General features: G+C 67.4%; 20 protein-coding genes. 6 read left to right on the top strand and 14 right to left on the bottom strand.

What is annotated here, in order from left to right:
- The first annotated feature begins 2 nt into the window (after positions 1-2).
- The gene (locus tag ACIA76_RS23150) at positions 3-299 is read left to right on the top strand and encodes a DUF4190 domain-containing protein (protein ID WP_397153943.1); all 297 of its coding nucleotides are present in this window, start codon (positions 3-5) and stop codon (positions 297-299) included.
- A gap of 8 nt (positions 300-307) precedes the next feature.
- On the opposite strand, the gene ACIA76_RS23145 is transcribed toward ACIA76_RS23150, so the two are convergent.
- From ACIA76_RS23145 to ACIA76_RS23135, 3 genes are all read right to left on the bottom strand, one after another.
- Complete coding sequence (locus tag ACIA76_RS23145; protein WP_397153941.1) at positions 308-1117, bottom strand: enoyl-CoA hydratase/isomerase family protein; 810 nt, start codon at positions 1115-1117, stop codon at positions 308-310.
- A gap of 112 nt (positions 1118-1229) precedes the next feature.
- Complete coding sequence (locus tag ACIA76_RS23140; RefSeq protein ID WP_397153939.1) at positions 1230-2399, bottom strand: acyl-CoA dehydrogenase family protein; 1170 nt, start codon at positions 2397-2399, stop codon at positions 1230-1232.
- 87 nt (positions 2400-2486) lie between these two features.
- Positions 2487-3284, bottom strand: coding sequence for an alpha/beta fold hydrolase (locus ACIA76_RS23135; protein ID WP_397153937.1), 798 nt, complete (start codon positions 3282-3284; stop codon positions 2487-2489).
- A gap of 129 nt (positions 3285-3413) precedes the next feature.
- Here ACIA76_RS23135 and ACIA76_RS23130 point away from each other — a divergent pair, with 129 nt between their 5' ends.
- Positions 3414-3728: an antibiotic biosynthesis monooxygenase family protein gene (locus ACIA76_RS23130; RefSeq protein WP_397153935.1), complete on the top strand. Its 315-nt coding sequence runs from the start codon at positions 3414-3416 to the stop codon at positions 3726-3728.
- Here the strand turns inward: ACIA76_RS23130 and ACIA76_RS23125 are convergent.
- From ACIA76_RS23125 to ACIA76_RS23110, 4 genes are all read right to left on the bottom strand, one after another.
- Positions 3725-6439: a discoidin domain-containing protein gene (locus ACIA76_RS23125; RefSeq protein ID WP_397153933.1), complete on the bottom strand. Its 2715-nt coding sequence runs from the start codon at positions 6437-6439 to the stop codon at positions 3725-3727. The two genes, ACIA76_RS23130 and ACIA76_RS23125, sit on opposite strands and share 4 nt — an antisense overlap.
- A gap of 106 nt (positions 6440-6545) precedes the next feature.
- Positions 6546-6989 (bottom strand): OsmC family peroxiredoxin, encoded by a 444-nt coding sequence (locus ACIA76_RS23120; protein ID WP_397153931.1) that lies wholly within the window; start codon positions 6987-6989, stop codon positions 6546-6548.
- A gap of 339 nt (positions 6990-7328) precedes the next feature.
- Positions 7329-8177 carry an ABC transporter permease subunit gene (locus ACIA76_RS23115; RefSeq protein ID WP_397153930.1) on the bottom strand — a complete coding sequence of 283 codons (849 nt, stop codon included), beginning with the start codon at positions 8175-8177 and terminating at the stop codon, positions 7329-7331.
- On the bottom strand, positions 8174-9076 hold the full coding sequence (locus ACIA76_RS23110) for an ABC transporter ATP-binding protein (protein WP_397153929.1): 903 nt from the start codon (positions 9074-9076) through the stop codon (positions 8174-8176). Before ACIA76_RS23110 ends, ACIA76_RS23115 begins: the two co-directional genes overlap by 4 nt.
- 128 nt (positions 9077-9204) lie before the next feature.
- On the opposite strand from ACIA76_RS23110, the gene ACIA76_RS23105 reads away from it, so the two are divergent.
- From ACIA76_RS23105 to ACIA76_RS23090, 4 genes are all read left to right on the top strand, one after another.
- Positions 9205-10416, top strand: a complete 1212-nt coding sequence (locus ACIA76_RS23105) for a sensor histidine kinase (RefSeq protein ID WP_397153928.1) — start codon at positions 9205-9207, stop codon at positions 10414-10416.
- Between the two features lie 8 nt (positions 10417-10424).
- Positions 10425-11087 carry a response regulator gene (locus ACIA76_RS23100; RefSeq protein ID WP_397153927.1) on the top strand — a complete coding sequence of 221 codons (663 nt, stop codon included), beginning with the start codon at positions 10425-10427 and terminating at the stop codon, positions 11085-11087.
- A gap of 85 nt (positions 11088-11172) precedes the next feature.
- Entirely contained in the window at positions 11173-11436 is a 264-nt protein-coding gene (locus ACIA76_RS23095; RefSeq protein WP_397153926.1) for a hypothetical protein, read from the top strand.
- 37 nt (positions 11437-11473) lie between these two features.
- Positions 11474-12268, top strand: a complete 795-nt coding sequence (locus ACIA76_RS23090; RefSeq protein WP_397153925.1) for an LLM class flavin-dependent oxidoreductase — start codon at positions 11474-11476, stop codon at positions 12266-12268.
- On the opposite strand, the gene ACIA76_RS23085 is transcribed toward ACIA76_RS23090, so the two are convergent.
- The 7 genes from ACIA76_RS23085 to lysS all read right to left on the bottom strand — a co-directional run bounded on the left by ACIA76_RS23085 (position 12265) and on the right by lysS (position 20634).
- Positions 12265-13119: a TrmH family RNA methyltransferase gene (locus ACIA76_RS23085; RefSeq protein WP_397153924.1), complete on the bottom strand. Its 855-nt coding sequence runs from the start codon at positions 13117-13119 to the stop codon at positions 12265-12267. The two genes, ACIA76_RS23090 and ACIA76_RS23085, sit on opposite strands and share 4 nt — an antisense overlap.
- 38 nt (positions 13120-13157) lie before the next feature.
- Positions 13158-13889: a hypothetical protein gene (locus tag ACIA76_RS23080; RefSeq protein WP_397153923.1), complete on the bottom strand. Its 732-nt coding sequence runs from the start codon at positions 13887-13889 to the stop codon at positions 13158-13160.
- 73 nt (positions 13890-13962) lie between these two features.
- Positions 13963-16506 (bottom strand): ATP-dependent Clp protease ATP-binding subunit, encoded by a 2544-nt coding sequence (locus ACIA76_RS23075; protein WP_397153922.1) that lies wholly within the window; start codon positions 16504-16506, stop codon positions 13963-13965.
- Between the two features lie 344 nt (positions 16507-16850).
- Positions 16851-17798: an esterase/lipase family protein gene (locus ACIA76_RS23070; RefSeq protein ID WP_397154502.1), complete on the bottom strand. Its 948-nt coding sequence runs from the start codon at positions 17796-17798 to the stop codon at positions 16851-16853.
- A gap of 75 nt (positions 17799-17873) precedes the next feature.
- Positions 17874-18497 carry an FHA domain-containing protein gene (locus tag ACIA76_RS23065; RefSeq protein WP_397153921.1) on the bottom strand — a complete coding sequence of 208 codons (624 nt, stop codon included), beginning with the start codon at positions 18495-18497 and terminating at the stop codon, positions 17874-17876.
- A gap of 192 nt (positions 18498-18689) precedes the next feature.
- Positions 18690-19055 carry an Lsr2 family protein gene (locus tag ACIA76_RS23060; RefSeq protein WP_397153920.1) on the bottom strand — a complete coding sequence of 122 codons (366 nt, stop codon included), beginning with the start codon at positions 19053-19055 and terminating at the stop codon, positions 18690-18692.
- 112 nt (positions 19056-19167) lie between these two features.
- Positions 19168-20634: a lysine--tRNA ligase gene (gene lysS, locus ACIA76_RS23055; RefSeq protein ID WP_397154500.1), complete on the bottom strand. Its 1467-nt coding sequence runs from the start codon at positions 20632-20634 to the stop codon at positions 19168-19170.
- Positions 20635-20790 lie beyond the last annotated feature (156 nt).

Genomic DNA, 20790 nt, shown 5'->3' with positions numbered 1-20790 from the left:
CGGTGGCCAGTTACCCGCCCCAGTACTTCCCCGATGAGCCGATCGGTCAGCCGGTCGAGCATCCGCACGCCACCACGGTGCTGTTACTCGGGGTGCTGAGCATATTCTGCTGCGGCGCACTGGGTCCGGTGGCGTGGGCGATGGGTAAGCGGGCGCTGGATCAGATCGAGTACTCGGGCGGCGCGTACGGCGGCCGGACGCAGGTGATGCTGGGCTACATCTTCGGCATCATCGGCACGATTCTGATGGTGGTCATCGCGGTCATCTACCTGTTGGTGCTGATCGGCGGGCACGCCTGAGCCACAGCTCAATCCAGGCGCGGGCGCTCCGGTTCGGTGGGCGATTCCCAAGCGGGCCATTCGTCGCTGACGCGCCCGGTCCAGCGCGGCTGGCGACGATCCCGCAATGCGGTCATCCCCTCACCCGCATCATCGGTCTCGGCGACATAGGTATTGAGTTGGGATTCCAGCGCCGCCACGGAATCCGGACCCATGGCCAGGCCCTCCCACAGCAGTCGCTTGGACAACGCGACCGGTAGCGGCGCGGATCCGGCGGCGATGTCGTGTGCGACCGACAGCGCGGTCGGCAGGACCTCCGCGGCGTCGAGGCTGCTGTTGGCCAGGCCCATCGCCTTCGCCTCGTCGCCGTCGAAGGTGCGCCCGGTGAACAGGATGTCGGCGGCGTTGGCCATTCCGACCAGCCGGGGCAGCAACCAGTGCGCGTATCCGTCGGCCAGGGCGGATCGCCGAACCTGGTTGAGCCCGTAGACCGCATCGCGCGCCACGTAGCGCAGATCGCACTGCAGAGCGAGCGCCAGCCCGAGCCCGACCGCATGCCCGTTCACCGCGGCGATCACCGGCTTGCGGACGCGCCAGGGCGCGGGATCGATGGTGGCGGTCACGTCACCGACGCGCAGGGACAGATCGGCGCCCGCACAGAATGCGGGCGGCGTACCCGTGATGACGACCGCACGAATCGCGTCCTCGGTATCGCAGCGGCGTAGCGCCACACCCAGTTCGGTCGCCATCACCGGGGTGAACGCATTCTGCTGCGCGGGACGATGCAGCGTGAGCACGGCGACTCCGGCGGAAACATCGACGTGCAGTTCCGAACTCATGCGGCGAAATCCTAGCTCTGTGCGCGGGTCGTGCCCCCTGGTACGCGAACGAGCAGAACACAGCCGGGCACGATCCCGCAACCGAACTCGACGTAGACGGCCGATCTGTCCATCAGCGCAACACCTTGCGACCGATCGCCCACTTGTGCACCTCGGTCGGGCCGTCGTAGAGGCGGAAGGCGCGCATATCGCGGAAGATCATCTCGACCACGGTCTCATCGCTGATGCCGATGCCGCCGAGCACCTGCACACAGCGATCGGCGACCTTGAACAGTTCCTCGGAGACGAAGGATTTCGCCATCGAACTCTCGTGGCGGGCCTTATGCCCCTGATCCATGAGCCAGCACGCGTGCCAGATGGTCAACCGGCACTGATGCAGTGCGATCTCGTTGTCCGCCAACATGAACGACACGCCCTCATGTTCGCCGAGGGACTTGCCGAACGCGGTGCGGGTGCGGGCGTGTTCGATGGCGATGCTCTGGACGCGTTCGGCCGCGCCGAGCCAGCGCATGCAGTGTGTGAGCCGGGCCGGGGCCAGGCGCAGCTGCGCCAACCGCAGCGCCTGACCGGTCTCGCCGAGGACGGCCTCGCGCGGCAGGGTGAGGTTGTCGAATCGGACCACACCGTGGCCGCCGACGTAGTTGCGGTCCATCGTGTTCATCGTGCGTTCGATGACGATGCCGGGGGTGTCGCCGTCGGTGAGGAACAGCGTGGGGCCTTCGGGCAGATGGGGATTGGCTTCCAGGCGGGCCATGATGATCCAGGTCTTGGCACCGTCGGCGCCGGTGATCAGCCATTTGCGGCCGTTGACGACGAAGTTCTCGCCGTCGAAGGTCGCGGTGGTGGCGAGCTGATCGGGATCCGATCCGGCGCCGTTCGGTTCGGTCATCGCGAAGACCGAGCGCTGCCGGCCGGTGATCACGGGCATCAGATAGCGATCGATCTGATCGGCGTTCGCGACCTTCGAGAGCAGGAACATGTTGCCCTCGTCCGGGGCGGCGCAGTTCATCGCGACCGGCCCGAGGGTGGACCAGCCCGCGGCCTCGTAGGCGACGGCCTGTTCGATATGGGTGAGTCCGCGCCCACCCCATTCGACGGGGGCCTGGATGGTCAGCAGTTTCTCCGCGCGGGCCAGCTCGACCAGTTCCTGGCGCAGCTCGTCGTTGGGGCCGTGCGAGGTCAGCCGCGGATCGCGTTCGTAGGGAACGATCGTGTCGATGACGAACCGGCGGATCCGGTCGCGTTCGGCCTCGAGATCGGCGGGCAGCGAGAAGTCGATCATCGGTTCACCTTTCCCCGGCGGACCCCGGGCATTTCCCAATGGTTGCGAGCATACGGCCCGATACCGCCAGACTGAAGGCGGGTGCCATCAAATGCGGTGATCGAGGATGGCGTGCAGGAAGCCCTCGACGTGCGCGCGGTAGATCTCCGGCCGATCGTCATGGATCAGATGACCGGCGCCGTGCACCAGCACATGCCGCGAATTCGGATGCCGCGCGGCCATTTCCCGCATCTGACCGGGCGGGGTGATGGTGTGTTCGCCTTCGACGAGCAGCGCGGGCGCCCGCACCGCGCGCCACTGGGACCAGAACTCGCGCGTACCCCATTCCTCGGAGATCTCGCGGAAGGTGTCGACCTCGCCATGCAGCCGATAGCCGTCCGGGCTCGCGATGAAGGAGTTCAGGAAGTAGCGGCCCGCCACCGGGCCGAAGTAATCCAGGACGGCGTCGGCATCGGGAAAGGGCTGCGGCCACGCGGCGACCATGGCCGCCCAGTCGCGCGCAGTGCGGCCACGGAAGTCCGGCGCCATATCCTCCACGACCAATCCGCGCACCCGATCCGGATATTCGGCCGCGAAGACCCAGCCGTGCAGCCCGCCCATGGAATGCCCGATCACGATCATGGGCTCGTCGATGCCCGCGGTCGCGTCCGCGAGGTCACGCACGAAGGCCTCGGTGCTCGGCTCGGCGGGCGCGGGGCGCCCGTGCCCGGCCGCGTCGAAGGTGAACACGTGTCCGAGCTTGCGCAGCCACGGCAGCTGATCGTGCCAGGTCCGCGCACTGCCCATCAGCCCGTGCAACAGCAGTATCGGCACTCCCGCGCCACCTTCGTCATACAGCTCGGCCGCCGCCCCGCGTCTTCGGCCGTACAAGTAAGCATCACGCATCGTGGTCACAGGTCCTGCGTCAGTGCCGGGCTGAGCTGTGGGCATGCCCGGCGAGTTACCGATGTGCTCACGAAATCAGCCTTTACGTGGGCCGAATTCCTCGAGCGCCCCTAGCCTAGTGTGGTCTGTATGGCTGTTGTGAAGATCAATGCGATCGAGATTCCCGAGGGCGCGGGCCCGGAGCTGGAGAAGCGGTTCGCCGCGCGGGCCCATGCGGTGGAGAACTCCCCCGGCTTCCTCGGTTTCCAGTTGTTGCGCCCGATCGCGGGTGAGAATCGCTACTTCGTTGTGACGCAGTGGGATTCGGAGGAATCCTTCGCAACGTGGCGGGGCGGCCCGGCCAAGGAGGCGCATGCGGGTCAGGCTCGTCAGCCGGTCGCCACGGGCGCCGCACTGCTCGAGTTCGAGGTCGTGCTCGACGTCGCGGGCAAGGCGGCGAACTAGCGGGCCTTGGTCGCGATATCCACCTCCCGGATCCCCGGCCGCGCGGTCGGATCCCCACCGTCGACGTGGATCCGCACGTAGCGGGCGGTGATCGGTTCGAACAGATCCCCGTTCGGGGCGGTCTCGACCACCGACCAGGAACGATTGTCGTTCGACACCGCGATCGATGACGACACCGGGGCCGGATCGGTCCACCGCGGTGCCACATGCGCGACGGTGACCTCGGAGCCCAGGTCGACGGTCAGGTCGGCCTGGGCCGCATCGGGCCGCCAGCTCGTGGCGGTATCGCCGTCGACGGCCGCCTCGGCATAGTCGCCGGGCTGTTCGCTGTCGGCCGTGGCGGCCTTGCAGCGGGCCGCATCGTCGGTCGCGCTCAGATCGGGGCGGCGGGTGGTCAGATCCAGCGAGCGGCCCGAATCCAGCTGCCGCACCTGCGATCCGGTGTCGATCGACAGCGGATCGCCGGAGCGCAGTGCGACGGTCGTGTGTTGCGGGCCTACGGCCACATCGAAAACCCGGCCCTGCCAATGTAATCCGCGCACGGTCAGACCCCGCGCCAACTGCGCGGGCAGCAGCGGGGTCAATCGGACCTTATCCTCGCGGAACCGCAGTCCCAGTAGGCCGTTGGTGAACTCCTGCACGTACCCGCCTGCCAGCGTGGTGAAGTCGAAGGCGGGCGAGCCCGCGAGCGGATCGTTGGCGCCCGCCTTGCTGCCCCGGGCCTCGGAGAACTGGCCGAACGGCTCGCGCGCGAAGGGCCGCGCCGACCGGTCCAGATAGGTGCCGACCGAACAGCCGGGCTCGCCGTTCTCGGCGGCGTCGATCTCGTGCACGGAATCGGTCATGGCCGGGCCGTCGGGATCGGTGCGTTCGGCGTAGTAGTCGAGCGTCTTGGCCGCCGCCTCGGGCGACATGGGCCATTCGAGCGGATACTCCAGCAGTACCGTATCGGCCTGTTTGATCTGCGATCCGCGATAGCCCTCGTACTGCAGGAATACGCCGTTCACCGGATCGAAGGGTATGCGCAGATGATCGGCGATCGTGGTCCAGTCGGGCGGTGTTGGCTGCCCGAGCAGCCGGGCCGCCGATACCGCGTTGCGCAAGGCCTCGGCCGCAACGACATTGGTGTACACGCCGTCGTCGACGCCGTTGCTGTATTCGTCGGGACCCGCGACATCGCGAATCGAATAGCTGCCGTCGGGATTCGCGCTCACGCGTGCGGCCCAGAATTCGGCCAGCGCGGACATGATCGGCCAGCCGCGATCGCGCAGGTAGCCGATGTCCTTGGTGGCCAGATAGTACTGCCAGGCGGCGAGTGAGATATCGCCCTGCAGATGAATCTGAATGAGGCAGTGCGGCGGCGCCCAGCTGTGGCAATCGGTATCGAGATCGCCGGTGGCCGCGCTGGTCCACGAATAGAACGCGCCGGGAAGTCCGAGTCGCCGCGCATTCTCCCGAGCCGCGGGCAGCGTCTTGTAGCGATAGTCGACCACCGACTTGGCCAGGCTCGGCGCCAATTGCAGCAGTCCCGGGTACATCCAGATATCGGCGTCCCAGAACACCAGTCCCGCATAGTTGTCGCTGCTCAGTCCGGTCGGCGAGATGCTGTTGTCCTGATCCGAATTGATCGCCGAATACAGCGAATAGAGCGCGCCGCGAATCCAGCGCTGCACATCGGGACGGCCCGGCACCTCGATATCGGAGGCCCACAGCGACTGCCACTGCCGCGCCTGTTCGGTGAGCAGATCCGTCCAGCCGTGATCGGCGGCGCGATGGGCGGCGGCGAGGGCGGCACCGGCCGGATCGGGGGCGGTGAGGCTCGTATCGACGCCTACGTACTTCGTCACCTCGTACGAATCACCCTGTGTCACCGGGATTTTCACCCATTGGGCCGCATCGTCCTGACGTACCGGTATATCGCCCGCCGCGAGCACGGAGGCCATATCCCCAACGATATTGGTTGTCCTGGTACGGAATTCGAGATCAACGGTATCGGCGTCCGGCGCGGAGCTCGCGGTCCGATCGATGCGGCGGGCACCGGCCATATCGAGCAGTCCGGTGACCGTGGCCTGGCCGCTCCAGTGCGGAGTGAGCGTGAGACGCACCGCGGCGGCGTGCTGATCGGAGCGGTCGGCGAAGACGTCGTAGGTCAGATCGGTGGCCCGGCCGTCGCGGGTGGTCCAGGTCAGCGTCGTGCGCACCAATCCGCAGCGCAGGTACTCGGTCTGGCGGAACTTGGAGACCTGGCCGGGAGGCGTTGCCGGGGTGAAGGTTTCGTCGCCGACCCCGACCTGCAACGTGGACCAGTTGGGCAGGGCCGCGGCCACCATGCGCCCGTCGGCCAGGGCCGGTTCGGCGCCGTACAGTCCGGCCAGGAACGCACCGTCGTAGCGCGGGGTGTACAGCGGCCATCCGGTGGGCTCGCCGGTCTCCACATAGCCCGTGCCCGCGGGCGGGATCCGCAGGCCAAGATAGCCGTTGCCGACGAAGGGATGCCGATCGTAGGTCGCGGCAAACGAATCCGAGGCGGGCGCCCACTCCGGCTGTCCGGCGACGCTGTCGCCCGGACACGGCTGTGCCTGGGCCGAGCCAGCGCCCGAGCGCAACACGACCACGATGAGCGCGGCCACCAGCACGACGACCACGGCCGCGACGATACCGATCAGCAGCCGCGTACGACCGCCGAGCACCCGTCGCGCTCCAGACGCCACCTACGCAGACTGCCACAAATGATCGGATCCATGGGCCGTGGGCCCCGCCGAATCGCTGACGGCCTTGGCCGCCAACGATTTCGGCGAGTGTCATCTCACGGGGTGGTCAGCCCTCGAAAGTGGCGTCCAGCTCGATGGTGTCGACACCAGCCAGCGCCTTGCTGACCGGACAGCCGGCCTTGGCGCCCTCGGCGGCGGTCTGGAAACCGGCCGCATCGATGCCGTCGGCCTTGCCCCGAACGGTCAGCTTGATCTTGCTGATCCGGAAGCCGCCCGCCGGATCCGGACCGAGGGTGACATCGGCGTTCACGTCCAGGCTCTGTACGGTGCCCCCGGCATTGCCGATCTGCGCCGACAGCGCCATCGCGTAGCAGGAGGAGTGCGCGGCCGCGATCAGCTCCTCGGGGCTGGTGGTGCCGTCGGCGTTCTCGGCGCTGCGCTTGGGGAACGACACATCGAACTTGCCGACGCCGGAGCTGGCCAGCTCGACCTGTCCGGAACCGTCCTGCAGTCCGCCGGTCCAAGCGGTGCGCGCGGTACGTGTTGGCATCACAGTCCTTTCACAATGGGAATAGGTCACCGTCGCGATCGAACCTACCGCCTCGCACCGCCGCGGCCCACCCGTTCGATTTCCTTACTCGGAGTTGGTCACCCGGCCTGCGACCGGACGAAGGTCCACGCCAGCCTCCGCGCACCCATGTCCCCGGGCTCCGGCCCTGGCGTGCCCGCCCCGCCCTCCGGCCTGGCGGCCGGAGGGCGGGGGCATGGATGGGCCGAGGCCGGAGAGCGGGGACATGAGTACGCCGAGGCCGGAGAGCGGGGACATGGGTACGCCGAGGCCGGAGAGCGGGGACATGGGTACGCCAAGGCCGGAGAGCGGGCGCGGACATCAGGTCATATCCCGCTGTCGGATCAACCAGACTGTCGCCGCGGCGAAGGTGGCGACGTACACGATCAGGGAGATGAAAGCGGCTGGGCGGGAGAGGATGTCGACTACGCCAGGGGTGGCCCCGCCCTTGATGGTGCGCATGGCGTTGGCCAACGAGCCCGCGGCGGTGCCGGGGAGATGGTCGGTGAGGGGGCGGATCGGGGCGAAGATGGCGGCCACGCCGCGCAGGAGGTTCTCCACGACCAGGACCCAGACCAGACCCAGACCCACCGCCAGGGCGGGGCCGCGGGCGAGGGCGCCGATCAGTGCGCCCGCCAGGGTCCACATGCCGAGAATGGCTGTACCCGTGACAATTCCGAGTAAGGCGCGGCCCGGCGACGGCAGCGCCAGGGACTGATGCTGCGCGGTGGCGATCACCGCCGCCACGCCGGTGTCCACGACGAACGCGGCGAACACCAGTCCGATCACCGCCGCGGCCAGCGCCACGAGGGTGCCACCGATGACGGCGGTCCGCGAAGGTCCCTGGGCGAGCGCGGTTTTCCAGGTGCCCCAGCCGTAGCCGCTGCCGACGGCCAGAGCGCCCAGCACCAGGATCAGCGCGCCGCCGAACATGGCCATGCCCTGGGTGAAGACCTCCGGCACCGCGGCGGGCAACATCTGCTGCAACAACAGGTTCCGGGGCAGGCCATTGGACATCCGCATGCTCGTGCCGGACGAATACGCCAGGTAGTTGAACAGATAGGCGAAGGCGAGATTCAACAGGATCCACGTCCCGATCAGGATCCACAGCGCCGGCCATTTGGCCAGCCGCACGAATTCCGCCCGCGTACACGCCAACAGGTCGCTCATGACGCCGCCTCCGCCTTCGTCATCTCGAAAAACACTTCCTCCAAAGACTTTTCGTCGGTGCGGAGCTCCAAAAGCTCCGCACCGGCCTCGATCACCGCGCGCGCCACCTTCGGCGCCGTTGCCATACCGGCATCGACTCTGATGCCGGCGGCGGTCAGCAGCGCGGATCGATCGCCCACCACCCGGCGGACCGCCGGAAATGCCAGTTCCACCGGTTCGGCCCGCAGAAAAAGCGTTGCCGCACCGCGCAATTCGCTCACCGTGGCCTCGGTCAGCAGACGGCCCCGCGACAGAACGCCGACCCGGTCACAGATCTCCTGCACCTCGCTGAGCAGATGGGACGAGAGCACGACGGTGTGCCCATCGGCGGCCAATCCGGTGATGAGCTCCCGCATCTCGGCCATACCGGCCGGATCGAGCCCATTGGTGGGTTCGTCGAGGATCAGCAGGTCCGGGCGGCCGAGCAGGGCGGCGGCCACGCCCAGACGTTGTTTCATGCCGAGCGAATAGGCCCGGAAGCGGTCCTCGGCGCGGTCGGTCAACGCCACCCGATCCAGCGCCTCGGCCACCTCCTCGGGTCCGCAGCCGCGATAGCGGGCCAGCACCCGCAGGTTGTCGCGGCCGGACAGATACGGATAGAACCCGGGCCCCTCGATCAGCACCCCGAGACGGCGCAACGCCCGCGGATCGCCCGGGCGGCAGCCCAGCACGGTCGCGACGCCACCGGACGGACGAATCAGGCCGGTGAGCATGCGCAGCGTGGTTGTCTTGCCCGCGCCGTTGGGTCCGAGGAATCCATAGATCTCACCGGCATGCACCGTCATGGCGATGGAGTCGACGGCGATATGGGTGCCGTAGCGTTTGGTCAGCGACTCGGTGACCACGACGGTTTCGTTCATGCCATCGAGAATCCGCCGCGAGCCTCGTCGGACGCATCGGCCGCCCGGCGCGATCGGGCATACGTCTCGCGACGTAATTCGTCGTGGCAGCGTAGGCGATCCGGTGGGGACGGCGTTACCGTGCGAGAGTGAGTCCGACCGTGCGGCCCTGTGGGCGGGATGTGCTGGTGGCGCTGGTCGTCGCCGCCGTCCAGCTCGGCGCGGGACATGCGGCCAATCGCGCCGAGGTCGTGCACGCCATGGCGGGCGTGCGCCCGCTCGATACCCTCGGCTATGCCCTGCTCGCGATCGGTCCGGTGCTGCTGGTGGTGCGGCGCGCGTATCCGCTGACCGTCTTCGTCGGCGTGCTGGCGACCGTACTCACGTATCTGTTCGCCGGATACGGCTACGGGCCGATCTTCGCCTCGCTGATCATCGCCTTCCTCACCGCCGCGACGCGCGATTCCCGCTGGCGCACATACCCGTTCGTCCCCATGGGCTATCTGCTGATGATCTGGCCGGCGCCCGCGCTGCGCGGCTATCCGACCAACGGCTGGCAGATGCTCGGTGTGCTGGCGTGGCTGTGCGTGCTGCTCGGTCTGGCCGAGAGCATCCGCCAGCGCCGCGAGATCATGACGGTCCGCCGCCAGCGCGCCGAGGCGGCCGAACGCAATGAACGGGCCGAGCGCGAACGCCAACTGGCACAACGCGAACAGCGCGCGACCGAGGAGCGGCTCGCGATCGCCCGCGAACTGCACGATGTGCTGGCGCACAGCCTGTCGCTGATCAATGTGCAGTCCTCGGTGGCGCTGGAACTGCTGGACCGCAAGCCCGAACAGGCCGCGACCGCACTGGCGGCCATCAAACAGGTCAGCCGCGACGCACTGGGCGAGGTGCATACGCTGTTGCGTTCGATCCGCTCCGGCGCGGAAACCGGTGCGGCGCCGATGACTCCGACCGTCGGCCTCGCCGATCTGGACGCCCTGCTCGCCCCCGCTCGGGCGGCCGGGCTGAGCGTCGAGACCGATATCCGAGGCGCCGTCCGGCGGCTGCCGACGCTCGTCGATGTGGCCGCGGCGCGCATCGTGCAGGAATCGCTCACCAATGCGATCCGCCACGCGCCCGGCGCGCGAGCCGTTGTCACCGTGGACTATTCGCCGCACGAACTACGGCTGGTCATCGAGAACGGCAGACCCGCCGATTCTCCACAACCGTCCCCAGGCGGCGGCAACGGTATCGCGGGAATGATCGAGCGCGCGCACGCTCTGCACGGCGATCTCACCGCACTCCGGGCCGAGGACGGCGGGTTCCGCGTGCGCGCCCGGCTGCCGCTCGGACCGATCGATAGTGGACGCGGATAAGGGATTTCATGACGATTCGAGTATTGATCGCCGACGACCAGGCCCTCGTGCGCGCGGGCTTCGCCGCGCTGCTGGACGCACAGGACGGGATCGAGGTGGTGGGTGGGGCCGATAACGGGCAGCAGGCGTTGCGGATGACGCGCGAGCTGCGCCCGGACGTGGTGCTCATGGATATCCGGATGCCGGTGCTCGACGGCCTGTGTGCCACCCGCGAGATCGCCGGGGATCCCGAGCTGGCCGGGGTGCGCGTCGTGGTGCTGACCACCTTCGAACTGGATGAATACGTCTTCGAGGCGATGCGTTCGGGCGCAACGGGTTTCCTGGTCAAACACACCGAACCGGCCGATCTGGTGAAGGCCGTGCGGGTCGTCGCCGCGGGCGATGCGCTGTTGTCCCCCAGCGTGACCCGCCGCCTCGTCGCCGAATTCGCCTCGCGCGCAAAGCCCGCGCCCGCCTCGGCGCTGTCCGAACTCACCGACCGTGAGCGCGAGGTGATGGTCCTGGTCGCCGAGGGCCTCACCAATGCCGAGATCGCCGAGCGACTGTTCCTGAGCCCGGCCACCGCCCGCACCCATGTCAGCCGAATCCTGTTGAAGCTGAGCGCCCGTGACCGCACCCAGTTGGTGGTGCTGGCCTACGAGTCCGGGCTGGTGCGGCCGGGCTGGCAGTAGCCGGCGGGATATACGTCTCGAGACGTAGCCGCGATGCCGTCCGGAAACCGATGCCACCGGCGGCACGCCGGAACAGGCTGGAGGCATGAACATTCACCTGTATTCGGCGGCCGTTTCGCTGCTGGCCGACCAGCATTCCGATTACGGCGGAGGCCCCTGGCCGTACTTCTGGATCTTCCCCCTGCTGTTCTGGCTCGGACTGATCACGGTCGGATTCGTCTTCCGGCGCGGCTGTCGCCGCGATCGCGGAATCGGCACGCTGCGTTCGGCATTCGCGCGCGGGGAGATCGGCGAGGAGGACTATCTGACCCGGCTCGCGGTGCTGCGGCGCTCGCGGCGACGCTTCTGATCACCGTATTCGACGACTTTCACCGAGAGGCCCTTCTATGTCCATCCGATTCGGACTCATGACCGTCCCGTTCTCCGGCCGCGCCTGGGTCCAGACCGCCCGAACCGCCGAACAGCAGGGCTTTCAGACGCTGATGCTGCCGGACAGCCTGAACACACCGTCCCCGTTCCCGGCGCTCGCCGCGTCCGCCGCGGTCACCGAAACGCTGCGACTGCGCCCGAACGTGCTCGCCGCGCCGCTGCGTTCGGCGGCCGCTACGGTGCGGGAAACGGCTGCGCTGCAACATCTTTCCGACGGCCGCTTCGAGCTGGGCATCGGCGTCGGCCGTCCCGACGCCGCGGGTGAGGCCGAACGCCTCGGCCGACCGTGGGGTTCGGCCGGGAGCCGCCGGGCACAGGTCGCCGAGACCGTGGCCGCGGTCCGCGCCGGGGTCGATCCGGCGCCGCCGGTGGTGATCGCCACCTCCGGACAGCGCATGCTCATCCTCGCCGCCCAGATCGCCGACCGGATCTCCCTGGCCGCCGGGCCGCAGGCCACCGAGGACGATCTCGCCGCGATGATCGCTCTGGTCCGCGACAACACCGACCGCCCGGTGGCCTTCACCACCCAGCTGATGGGCATCGGCGACCGCATGCAGCGCTGGCCCGGCTCCTGGAACATCCCCAGCGCCGACGCCCTGCGTGCCGCGAACTCGGCGGGCGTACTCCCCGCCGACCCGGTCGAGGCGGCGGCGATCATCGAGCACCGGCACGAGAAATACGGCATCGACGAGGTGATCGTCCCGTCCGATCTCGCCGACGCCTTCGCCCCGATCATGGAGCGCCTGGTCTAGCACCCGAATCCGCGCTGGCGGGCCGCCTCGTACAGCACGACGGTCCCGGCGTTCGCCGCGTTGAGCGAGCTGGCGCCGCCACCGATGGGAATGCGCACGATGTCGTCGCACACCTCGCGCCATCGTGCGCTCATCCCGGCGGTTTCATTGCCGACGATCAGCAGGGTCGGTTGGGTCAGATCGCATTCGGCGATCGCGGCGGTACCGTGTTCGTCCGTCCCGAGGATCCGGATCGCCATCCCGTCCGAACGGCGCGCACGCACCCAGCGCACCACCTCGTCGGTCGATCCCGCCCGGACCACCGGCAGGGCGAACAGCGAACCCGTTGTCGCCCGAATCGTTTTCGGATCGAAGATATCGGCGGCATGTCCGGTGACCACGACACCGGATGCGCCGAAGGCGTCCGCGGAGCGGATGAGCGTTCCCACATTTCCTGGACTCACCGGCCGATCGAAGACGATGCCGAGGAAATCCGGACCGGCGGGTAGCCGGTTCAGATCGTCGGGCGGCAGCTCGCCGACGGCGATCAATTCGGGCTGCCCCGAATCCCTTTCGCCCAGTTCGGCGAGGAGATCGGCGTCGACGTCCACGACCTCGACACCGCTGCGGCGCACCATATGTTCGGCCCAGCCCGACAGCGGCCGCCGCTGGGTGCGCAGCAGACTCGCCAACGGCCAGGCATTGTCGACCGCCAGCGTGATAGGCCGTACCCCCTGGATCAGGAATCGGCCGGATCGCTGCCGCTTGTTCCGATTCGTGAGCAATGCCTCCCACTGCTGGAAGACGGCATTTCGAACGGTGACCTTCACCAGTGCTGAGCCTCCTTGCCGCAGCCCGGACCAGGTGACCATTAGACCAACGTCGGCCGTTCCCGCACAGCGGATTTGGCTTATCGACCGAACTGATCCGCCACTCGGAACAATGCGGTGGCACGTGTTCCGATCCGGAACGACTGCGTCTGCCGGAACCGTCCCGATTCGATCCGGCGGCCCCGCGCGGTGATCGCGACGATCGCCTCCCCGGGCAGCAGCCCGCACAGCGATTCCAGCAGGGCCGCAACACCGCCGGAACCGTGCCAGGACACCTGCTCGCCGTAGGGGATATCGGTGACGACGAGATCCGGAACCGCCTCGCCGATCACCCCGGCGGCATCGAAGACATCGGCGCGAACGATCGATGCGGGCAGATCACCGCCCCGCGCGGCGAGGGTCGCACCGAGACGACCCGCGGCGGCGACGGCCTCGATATGCGACGGCTTCTCGTATCGAGCCGCCAGCTCTTCCAGTTCCGTTGTGCGCGCGGCCAGTCCGGATGCGGTCAGCAGGCGCAGATTGGCCCGCGCGACCTCGAGTGCGCGGTCGTCGATATCGGAGGCGATCAGCCCGGCGAGGCGCTCCCGGTGCAGCACCCCGAGCACGGTCAGCAGATATCCACTGCCGCACATCGGATCCCACACCACCGCGGCCTGGTCGCCGCCGCGCAGCGCCAGCGCCCGCTGCAGGATCTCCGAGGCCGATCGGACCGGGAAGGCGGGCAGACCGGGAGCGGAGCGCAATACCGCGCCACTGGCGAGATCGCCGTAGTCGGTGCGCTCCACCGCGAATCGGTACGCCACGCCCATCCCTTCTCCCGGAATTACGAAAGCCCCACTCCCCCGAGCGAACCCGGGAGGGTGGGGCTTTCGGATCGAGCGTCTACTCTCCGGACGCCGCGGCCTCGCCCGCGAGCGCCGCCACTGGGGTCTCCTCGTCGGTGGCCTTCTTGGCCTTCTCCCGGCCGACGAAGGTGAACTTGGCGTCCTCGCCGGCGCCCTCGCCGTCCCAGCCCTCGACATCCACGGCCACGATCTGACCGGGGCCGATCTCGCCGAAGAGGATCTTCTCCGACAGCTGGTCCTCGATCTCGCGCTGGATGGTCCGGCGCAGCGGGCGGGCGCCCAGCACCGGATCGAAGCCGCGCTTGGCCAACAGGCTCTTGGCCTGAGCCGACAGCTCCATCTCCATATCCTTGTTCCGCAGCTGGTTGCCGACGCGGTTGATCATCAGATCCACCATCTGCACGATCTGATCGGTCGTGAGCTGGTGGAAGACGATCACGTCGTCGATGCGGTTGAGGAACTCGGGGCGGAAGTGCTTCTTCAGCTCGTCGTTGACCTTGAGCTTCATCCGCTCGTAGTTCGAACCCTCGGCGTTGGACTGGGTGAAGCCCAGGCCCACGGCCTTCGAGATATCCGAGGTGCCGAGGTTGGAGGTGAAGATCAGCACAGTGTTCTTGAAGTCCACGGTCCGGCCCTGGCCGTCGGTGAGGCGGCCGTCCTCGAGGACCTGCAACAGGGTGTTGTAGATCTCCTGGTGGGCCTTCTCGATCTCGTCGAAGAGCACGACCGAGAACGGCTTGCGGCGCACCTTCTCGGTGAGCTGGCCGCCCTCCTCGTAGCCGACGTAGCCCGGAGGGGCACCGAACAGCCGCGAGGCGGTGAAGCGGTCGTGGAACTCGCCCATATCGATCTGGATGAGCGCGTCGTCGTCGCCGAACAGGAAGTTCGCCAGCGCCTTGGACAGCTCGGTCTTACCGACACCGGACGGACCGGCGAAGATGAACGAGCCGGACGGACGCTTCGGATCCTTCAGGCCGGCGCGGGTGCGGCGGATGGCCTTGGACACGGCCTTGACCGCATCCTCCTGGCCGATGATCCGCTTGTGCAGCTCGTCCTCCATGCGGAGCAGACGGGTGGTCTCCTCCTCGGTGAGCTTGAACACCGGGATACCGGTCCAGTTGGCCAGCACCTCCGCGATCTGCTCGTCGTCGACCTCGGCCACGACGTCCAGATCACCCGAGCGCCACTGCTTCTCGCGCTCGGCGCGCTTGGCGACCAGCTGCTTCTCCTTATCGCGCAGCCGCGCGGCCTTCTCGAAGTCCTGCGCGTCGATCGCGGACTCCTTCTCCCGGCGCGCCTCGGCGATCTTGTCGTCGAATTCGCGCAGGTCCGGCGGTGCGGTCATGCGACGGATGCGCATCCGGGCGCCGGCCTCATCGATCAGGTCGATCGCCTTATCCGGCAGGAACCGGTCGTTGATGTAGCGATCGGCCAGCGTCGCGGCCGCGACCAGCGCGGAGTCGGTGATCGAGACGCGGTGATGCGCCTCGTACCGGTCGCGCAGACCCTTGAGGATGTTGATGGTGTGCTCGACGGTCGGCTCGCCCACCTGGACCGGCTGGAACCGGCGCTCCAGGGCGGCGTCCTTCTCGATGTACTTGCGGTACTCGTCGAGGGTGGTGGCGCCGATGGTCTGCAGCTCGCCGCGGGCCAGCTTCGGCTTCAGGATCGAGGCCGCGTCGATGGCGCCCTCGGCCGCGCCCGCGCCGACCAGCGTGTGCAGCTCATCGATGAACAGGATGATGTCGCCGCGGGTGTTGATCTCCTTGAGCACCTTCTTCAGGCGCTCCTCGAAATCACCGCGGTAGCGGCTGCCCGCGACCAGGGAACCCAGGTCGAGGGTGTAGAGCTGCTTATCCTTCAGCGTCTCCGGCACCTCGCCGTTCACGATGGCCTGGGCCAGGCCCTCGACGACGGCGGTCTTACCGACACCGGGCTCGCCGATCAGCACCGGGTTGTTCTTGGTGCGGCGGCTCAGCACCTGCATGACGCGCTCGATCTCCTTCGAGCGGCCGATGACGGGATCGAGCTTGCCCTCGAGGGCGGCCTGGGTCAGGTTGCGGCCGAACTGGTCGAGCACCAGCGAGGTGGACGGGGTGCCCGACTCGCGGCCACCGGCCTCCACGGCCTCCTTACCGCCCTGGCTGTAGCCCGACAGCAGCTGAATCACCTGCTGGCGCACCCGGTTCAGGTCGGCGCCGAGCTTGACCAGCACCTGCGCCGCGACACCCTCACCCTCGCGGATCAGGCCGAGCAGGATGTGCTCGGTGCCGATGTAGTTGTGGCCGAGCTGCAGGGCCTCGCGCAGGCTCAGTTCCAGCACCTTCTTGGCACGGGGCGTGAAGGGGATATGACCGGACGGCGCCTGCTGGCCCTGCCCGATGATCTCCTCCACCTGACTGCGCACACCCTCCAGCGAGATGCCCAGGGATTCCAGCGATTTCGCGGCGACGCCCTCGCCCTCGTGGATCAGGCCCAGCAGGATGTGCTCGGTGCCGATGTAGTTGTGGTTGAGCATCCTGGCCTCTTCCTGAGCCAGGACAACGACCCGCCTTGCGCGGTCGGTGAACCTCTCGAACATCGCTCCCTCACTTCCTGCTCCGCTATCCACGGCGTTCCGGCGCTTCAGTCGACCGATCGCCAGCCTGCCATGAAGCTCTGGGGTTGCATCCCTCGCCTCCACTCTAGTTGGCGGGGGTCGCGGTCGTCGTCCGTCCACCCTATTGCGGACCTCCGACAACACGCGTCATTCAGTCATAACGCAGCCGTTGCCGGGTTCGTTTCCGGTTCGATACGCCCAGAGCGAACAACCCGCCGGTCCGAGGCCTGAAACTCATGGGTCGACGGCGATCCGGAACCGCGTGGTGACCTTCCCCGCACGGCGTTACGAGTGCGTTCCGGATGCCTACCCGCGAGCGGGGGCCCCTAACCTCCGGTGAACGGCGGGGTGAAATGGCAGGGAACCGGCCGTGGATGGTCGGGGTCGAGGGCGTTGAGCGCGAAGATCGCGGCGCGTTCGCTGCCGGCGATCGCGGCATGATCGGACAGATCGGCCGGGCAGCCGTCCTGGACCAGGATGTCGGTGGTCCTCGGGCCCGGGGTCAGGGCGACCGTATAGGGCACGACCAGTTCGTCGTAGCGGGTCTCGATATTGGTGTAAGTCACGTTCGGGTCGTACACACCGTCGGCGAGCAGTGCGTTCATGAATTCGGAATGTCCGGCCATCTGACCGCACGGGACGCACAGCCCCGCGCTGAGCAGCCCGTCGATCGCGGGTTCGGCCCCGAGCTGCCGGGCGAAGTCGCGCACCGGATCCAGCACCGGACCGAAGGTCGACAGCCAGGGCGCCGCCAGGGCGACGAACCTGTCGACCCGTCCGGATCCGCCCAGTCGCTTGATGTAGTAGTTGCCGACGATGTTCCCCTGGGAATGCGCGATCACATCGACCTTCGCCGCACCCGTGGCCGCGAGCACCCGATCCACGAAGGCGGATACCTGCGCGGCGCTCTGCTCGATCGGGCGCATCCCGCCGATCGCCGAAATCGGCCAGGGCAGATCGTAGGCACCGTAGGTGAGTGCGTAGACGCAATAGCCCTCGTTCGCCAGCAGCGGCACGTAGACGCCCCAATTCGTCTGCGCCCCACCGCCGGTCCCGTGCAGCAGCACCACCGGATTCGGATGAGCCGCGCTCGGGCGGCACGACCGGTCGTTGGAACCGGGCAGCGAACCACCGTGGTGCGCCAGCTCGTTCGGAATTCCGGCGAAGAAGTTGTAGACGACCGGATATTCGGCCTGTGCCGATCCTGCGGTCCCCACCATCAGGGCGGTCAGTACCGCCAAGATCAGCATCGAACCCGGCAGGCGCCGCAGCATGCGTGGCATGAGCCCTCCAGCGATGGAACGTATTCCGGAAGGCTACGAGAACCTGTTGCAGTAAGAGGGCGGAATCTACAGATCCCGGTCGGAGACTATGCCCGTCTGCAGCGCCAGGCTCGCCAGCCGCACACGCTTCTGGTTCTGCGGTAGGTCCTCCACCCCGAACTTCGAGAACAGCGCCCGCAGATGGGTTTTGATGGCGTCGACGCTCAGGAACAGCTCGTCGGCGATCTGCTGATTCGATGCGGGCGTGGCGAATCCGGAGTTGTGCTTGTACGGGCGGCACAGCGCGATGAGCACCGAACGCTGGGTGTCGGTCAGCGAGCGCATGGTCGGGAACACCCCTACCGAGGTGCGCGTCGCATCGTCGGCCACGCCGCTGAAGTCGTGGAACGACAAGAGCTGCGACCCGATTCGGATCCGATCCCCCTCGGCGAGGCGACGGCGGCCGATCACGCGCTCCCCGTTGACGAAGGTGCCGTTGCGCGAGAGCCCGTCGTCGACGATGGTCCAGCCCGCGGTGAGGAATTCCACCGCCGCGTGCAGCCGCGACACCTCGGCGTCCCAGGACAGCGTGAGGTCGGCCTGCGGCGAACGGCCGATGGTGACGCGCTGATGGTCCGGGGAGAGGACCAGCTCCTGACGGTGTCCGGTGTCATCGGTGAAACGCAAGAACGATCCGTGAAATCCGGTCACTGTCCCGATCCCTCACTCACGGTTTCCATGGTGCCGCGCCGTGTCGCCTCGAAGCAAGATCACATCACACAGGTCCGGAAAGCCGCACTTTCACCGGTTATGCGGAAATGGTATGAAAAAAGCCGCTGCCGCCCGGACGGTGCACGTTTCCTCCGGGCGGCAGCGGCCCCAATAGACAAACCGAGTTGTCGCTTAGTTGTTACGGCCGACTTCCTTGTTGTACGCCTCGGTAATGTCGGCGGAGATACGACCGCGCGCGGAGACCTTGTGTCCCTTGCGGCGCGCCCATTCCCGAATTGCGGCACTCTGCTCGCGGTCCATCGAGACCCGGCTCTTCGGCGTACCCGCCCCCGCACCGGCCGGCTTGCTGCGCCGCCGGCCGCTGACCCGGCGCGCGTTGGAAACCCAGGGCTCCAACCCGACCCGCAGCTTCGCCGCATTTGCCGCAGACAGGTCGATCTCGTACGACACACCGTCGATCGCAAACTCGATGGTCTCGTCCGCGATGGACTCACCGTCGACATCGTCGATCAGGCTAACGGTGACCTTCTTTGCCATGAGATGAACGTCCTCTCGAAATCGTGCGACCCGCATAGTAGGCCGATACCCGAGTCGAGAATACCTCGAATTTCGAAATTTCCAAGACGGGGTTCGACATTCAATCCGGCGCTCAGCGAGCAGCCGGACGCACAATCGGGAACAGTATCGTTTCCCGGATTCCCAGACCCGTCAACGCCATCAGCAACCGATCGATTCCCATACCCGTACCGGTTGTCGGCGGCATCCCATGTTCCATCGCGGCGAGGAAGTCCTCGTCCAGGCGCATGGCCTCGTCGTCACCCTGCGCCGCCAATCTGGCCTGATCAATGAAGCGCTCGCGCTGAATGACCGGATCCACCAGTTCCGAATAGCCCGTGGCCAACTCGAAGCCGCGGACGTAGAGATCCCACTTCTCGGTCACACCGGGCTTGCTGCGGTGCTGGCGGGTGAGCGGTGAGGTCTCGACCGGGAAGTCGCGCACGAAAGTCGGCGCGTACAGCTTGTCGCCGTAGGTGTGCTCCCACAGTTCCTCGACCAGTTTGCCGTGTCCGTAGCCCTTGTCCTGCGGAATTTCCAGGCCCACCCGATCTGCCAGCACCAGCAATTCCGGGACGGTCGTTTCGGGGGTGACCGCGACGCCCAACGAGTCCGACAGCGACGGGTACATCTCCACGGTGTTCCACTCGCCGCCGAGATCGTATTCGGTACCGTCGGCCAGCGTGACCACCTGGGTGCCGAAGACCTCCTGGGCCACCTCCTGGATCAATTCCCGCATCATCCGCGCGGAATCGTCGTAGGTGCCGTACGCCTCGTACGTTTCCAGCATCGCGAACTCGGGCGAATGGGTCGAGTCGGCGCCCTCGTTACGGAAGTTGCGGTTGATCTCGAAGACCTTCTCGATGCCGCCCACCACGCAACGCTTCAGGAACAGCTCCGGCGCGATGCGCAGATACAGATCCATATCGAACGCATTGGAGTGCGTGACGAACGGCCGGGCCGCCGCACCGCCGTGCAGGGTCTGCAGCATCGGGGTCTCTACCTCGAGGAAACCCCTGCGCTGCAGCGCATTTCGCAGCGCGAGCACGGCGTTGACGCGGTGACGCGCCATTTCCCGGGCCTCGGGGCGCACGATCAGATCGACATAGCGCTGCCGGACCCGCGCCTCCTCGCTCAGCTCCTTGTGCGCCACCGGCAGCGGGCGCAGGGCCTTGGCCGCCATGGACCAGGAATCGGCCATGACGCTCAATTCGCCCGTGCGCGAGGAGATCACCTCGCCGTGTACGAATACGAAGTCGCCGAGATCGACATCGGACTTCCAGGCGGCCAGCGCGTCCGCGCCGACACCGTTCAGGCTGATCATTGCCTGCAGCTTGGTGCCGTCGCCCTCCTGCAGCGTCGCGAAACACAGCTTGCCGGTATTGCGCATGAATATGACGCGACCGGCGACGCCCGCCCGCAGGCCGGTCTGCGTATCCGGCGCGAGGTCCGGATAGGCCGCCCGAATTTCGGCGAGGGTATGGGTACGCGGCACCACGACCGGGTAAGCCTCGACACCCTGCTCGAGCAACCGCTCCCGCTTCTCCCGGCGAATCCGCATCTGCTCGGGAAGATCGACTTCCGCTGCGGCAGGACGGCTTTGCTCCGCGGGAACCTCCGCGGCGCCACCGGAGGAAGGGGTGTTCGGGGTGCTCACATCGAAGTACCCTATCGTGCGACGGAAATCCTTTTGCGGGCCGCCCGGGTCAGTTAACCC

The sequence above is a fragment of the Nocardia sp. NPDC051570 genome (assembly GCF_044454005.1).
Taxonomy (GTDB): Bacteria; Actinomycetota; Actinomycetes; order Mycobacteriales; family Mycobacteriaceae; genus Nocardia.
Note: the sequence above shows the minus strand (reverse complement) of the source record. Positions and strands in the feature narration are given on the sequence as shown.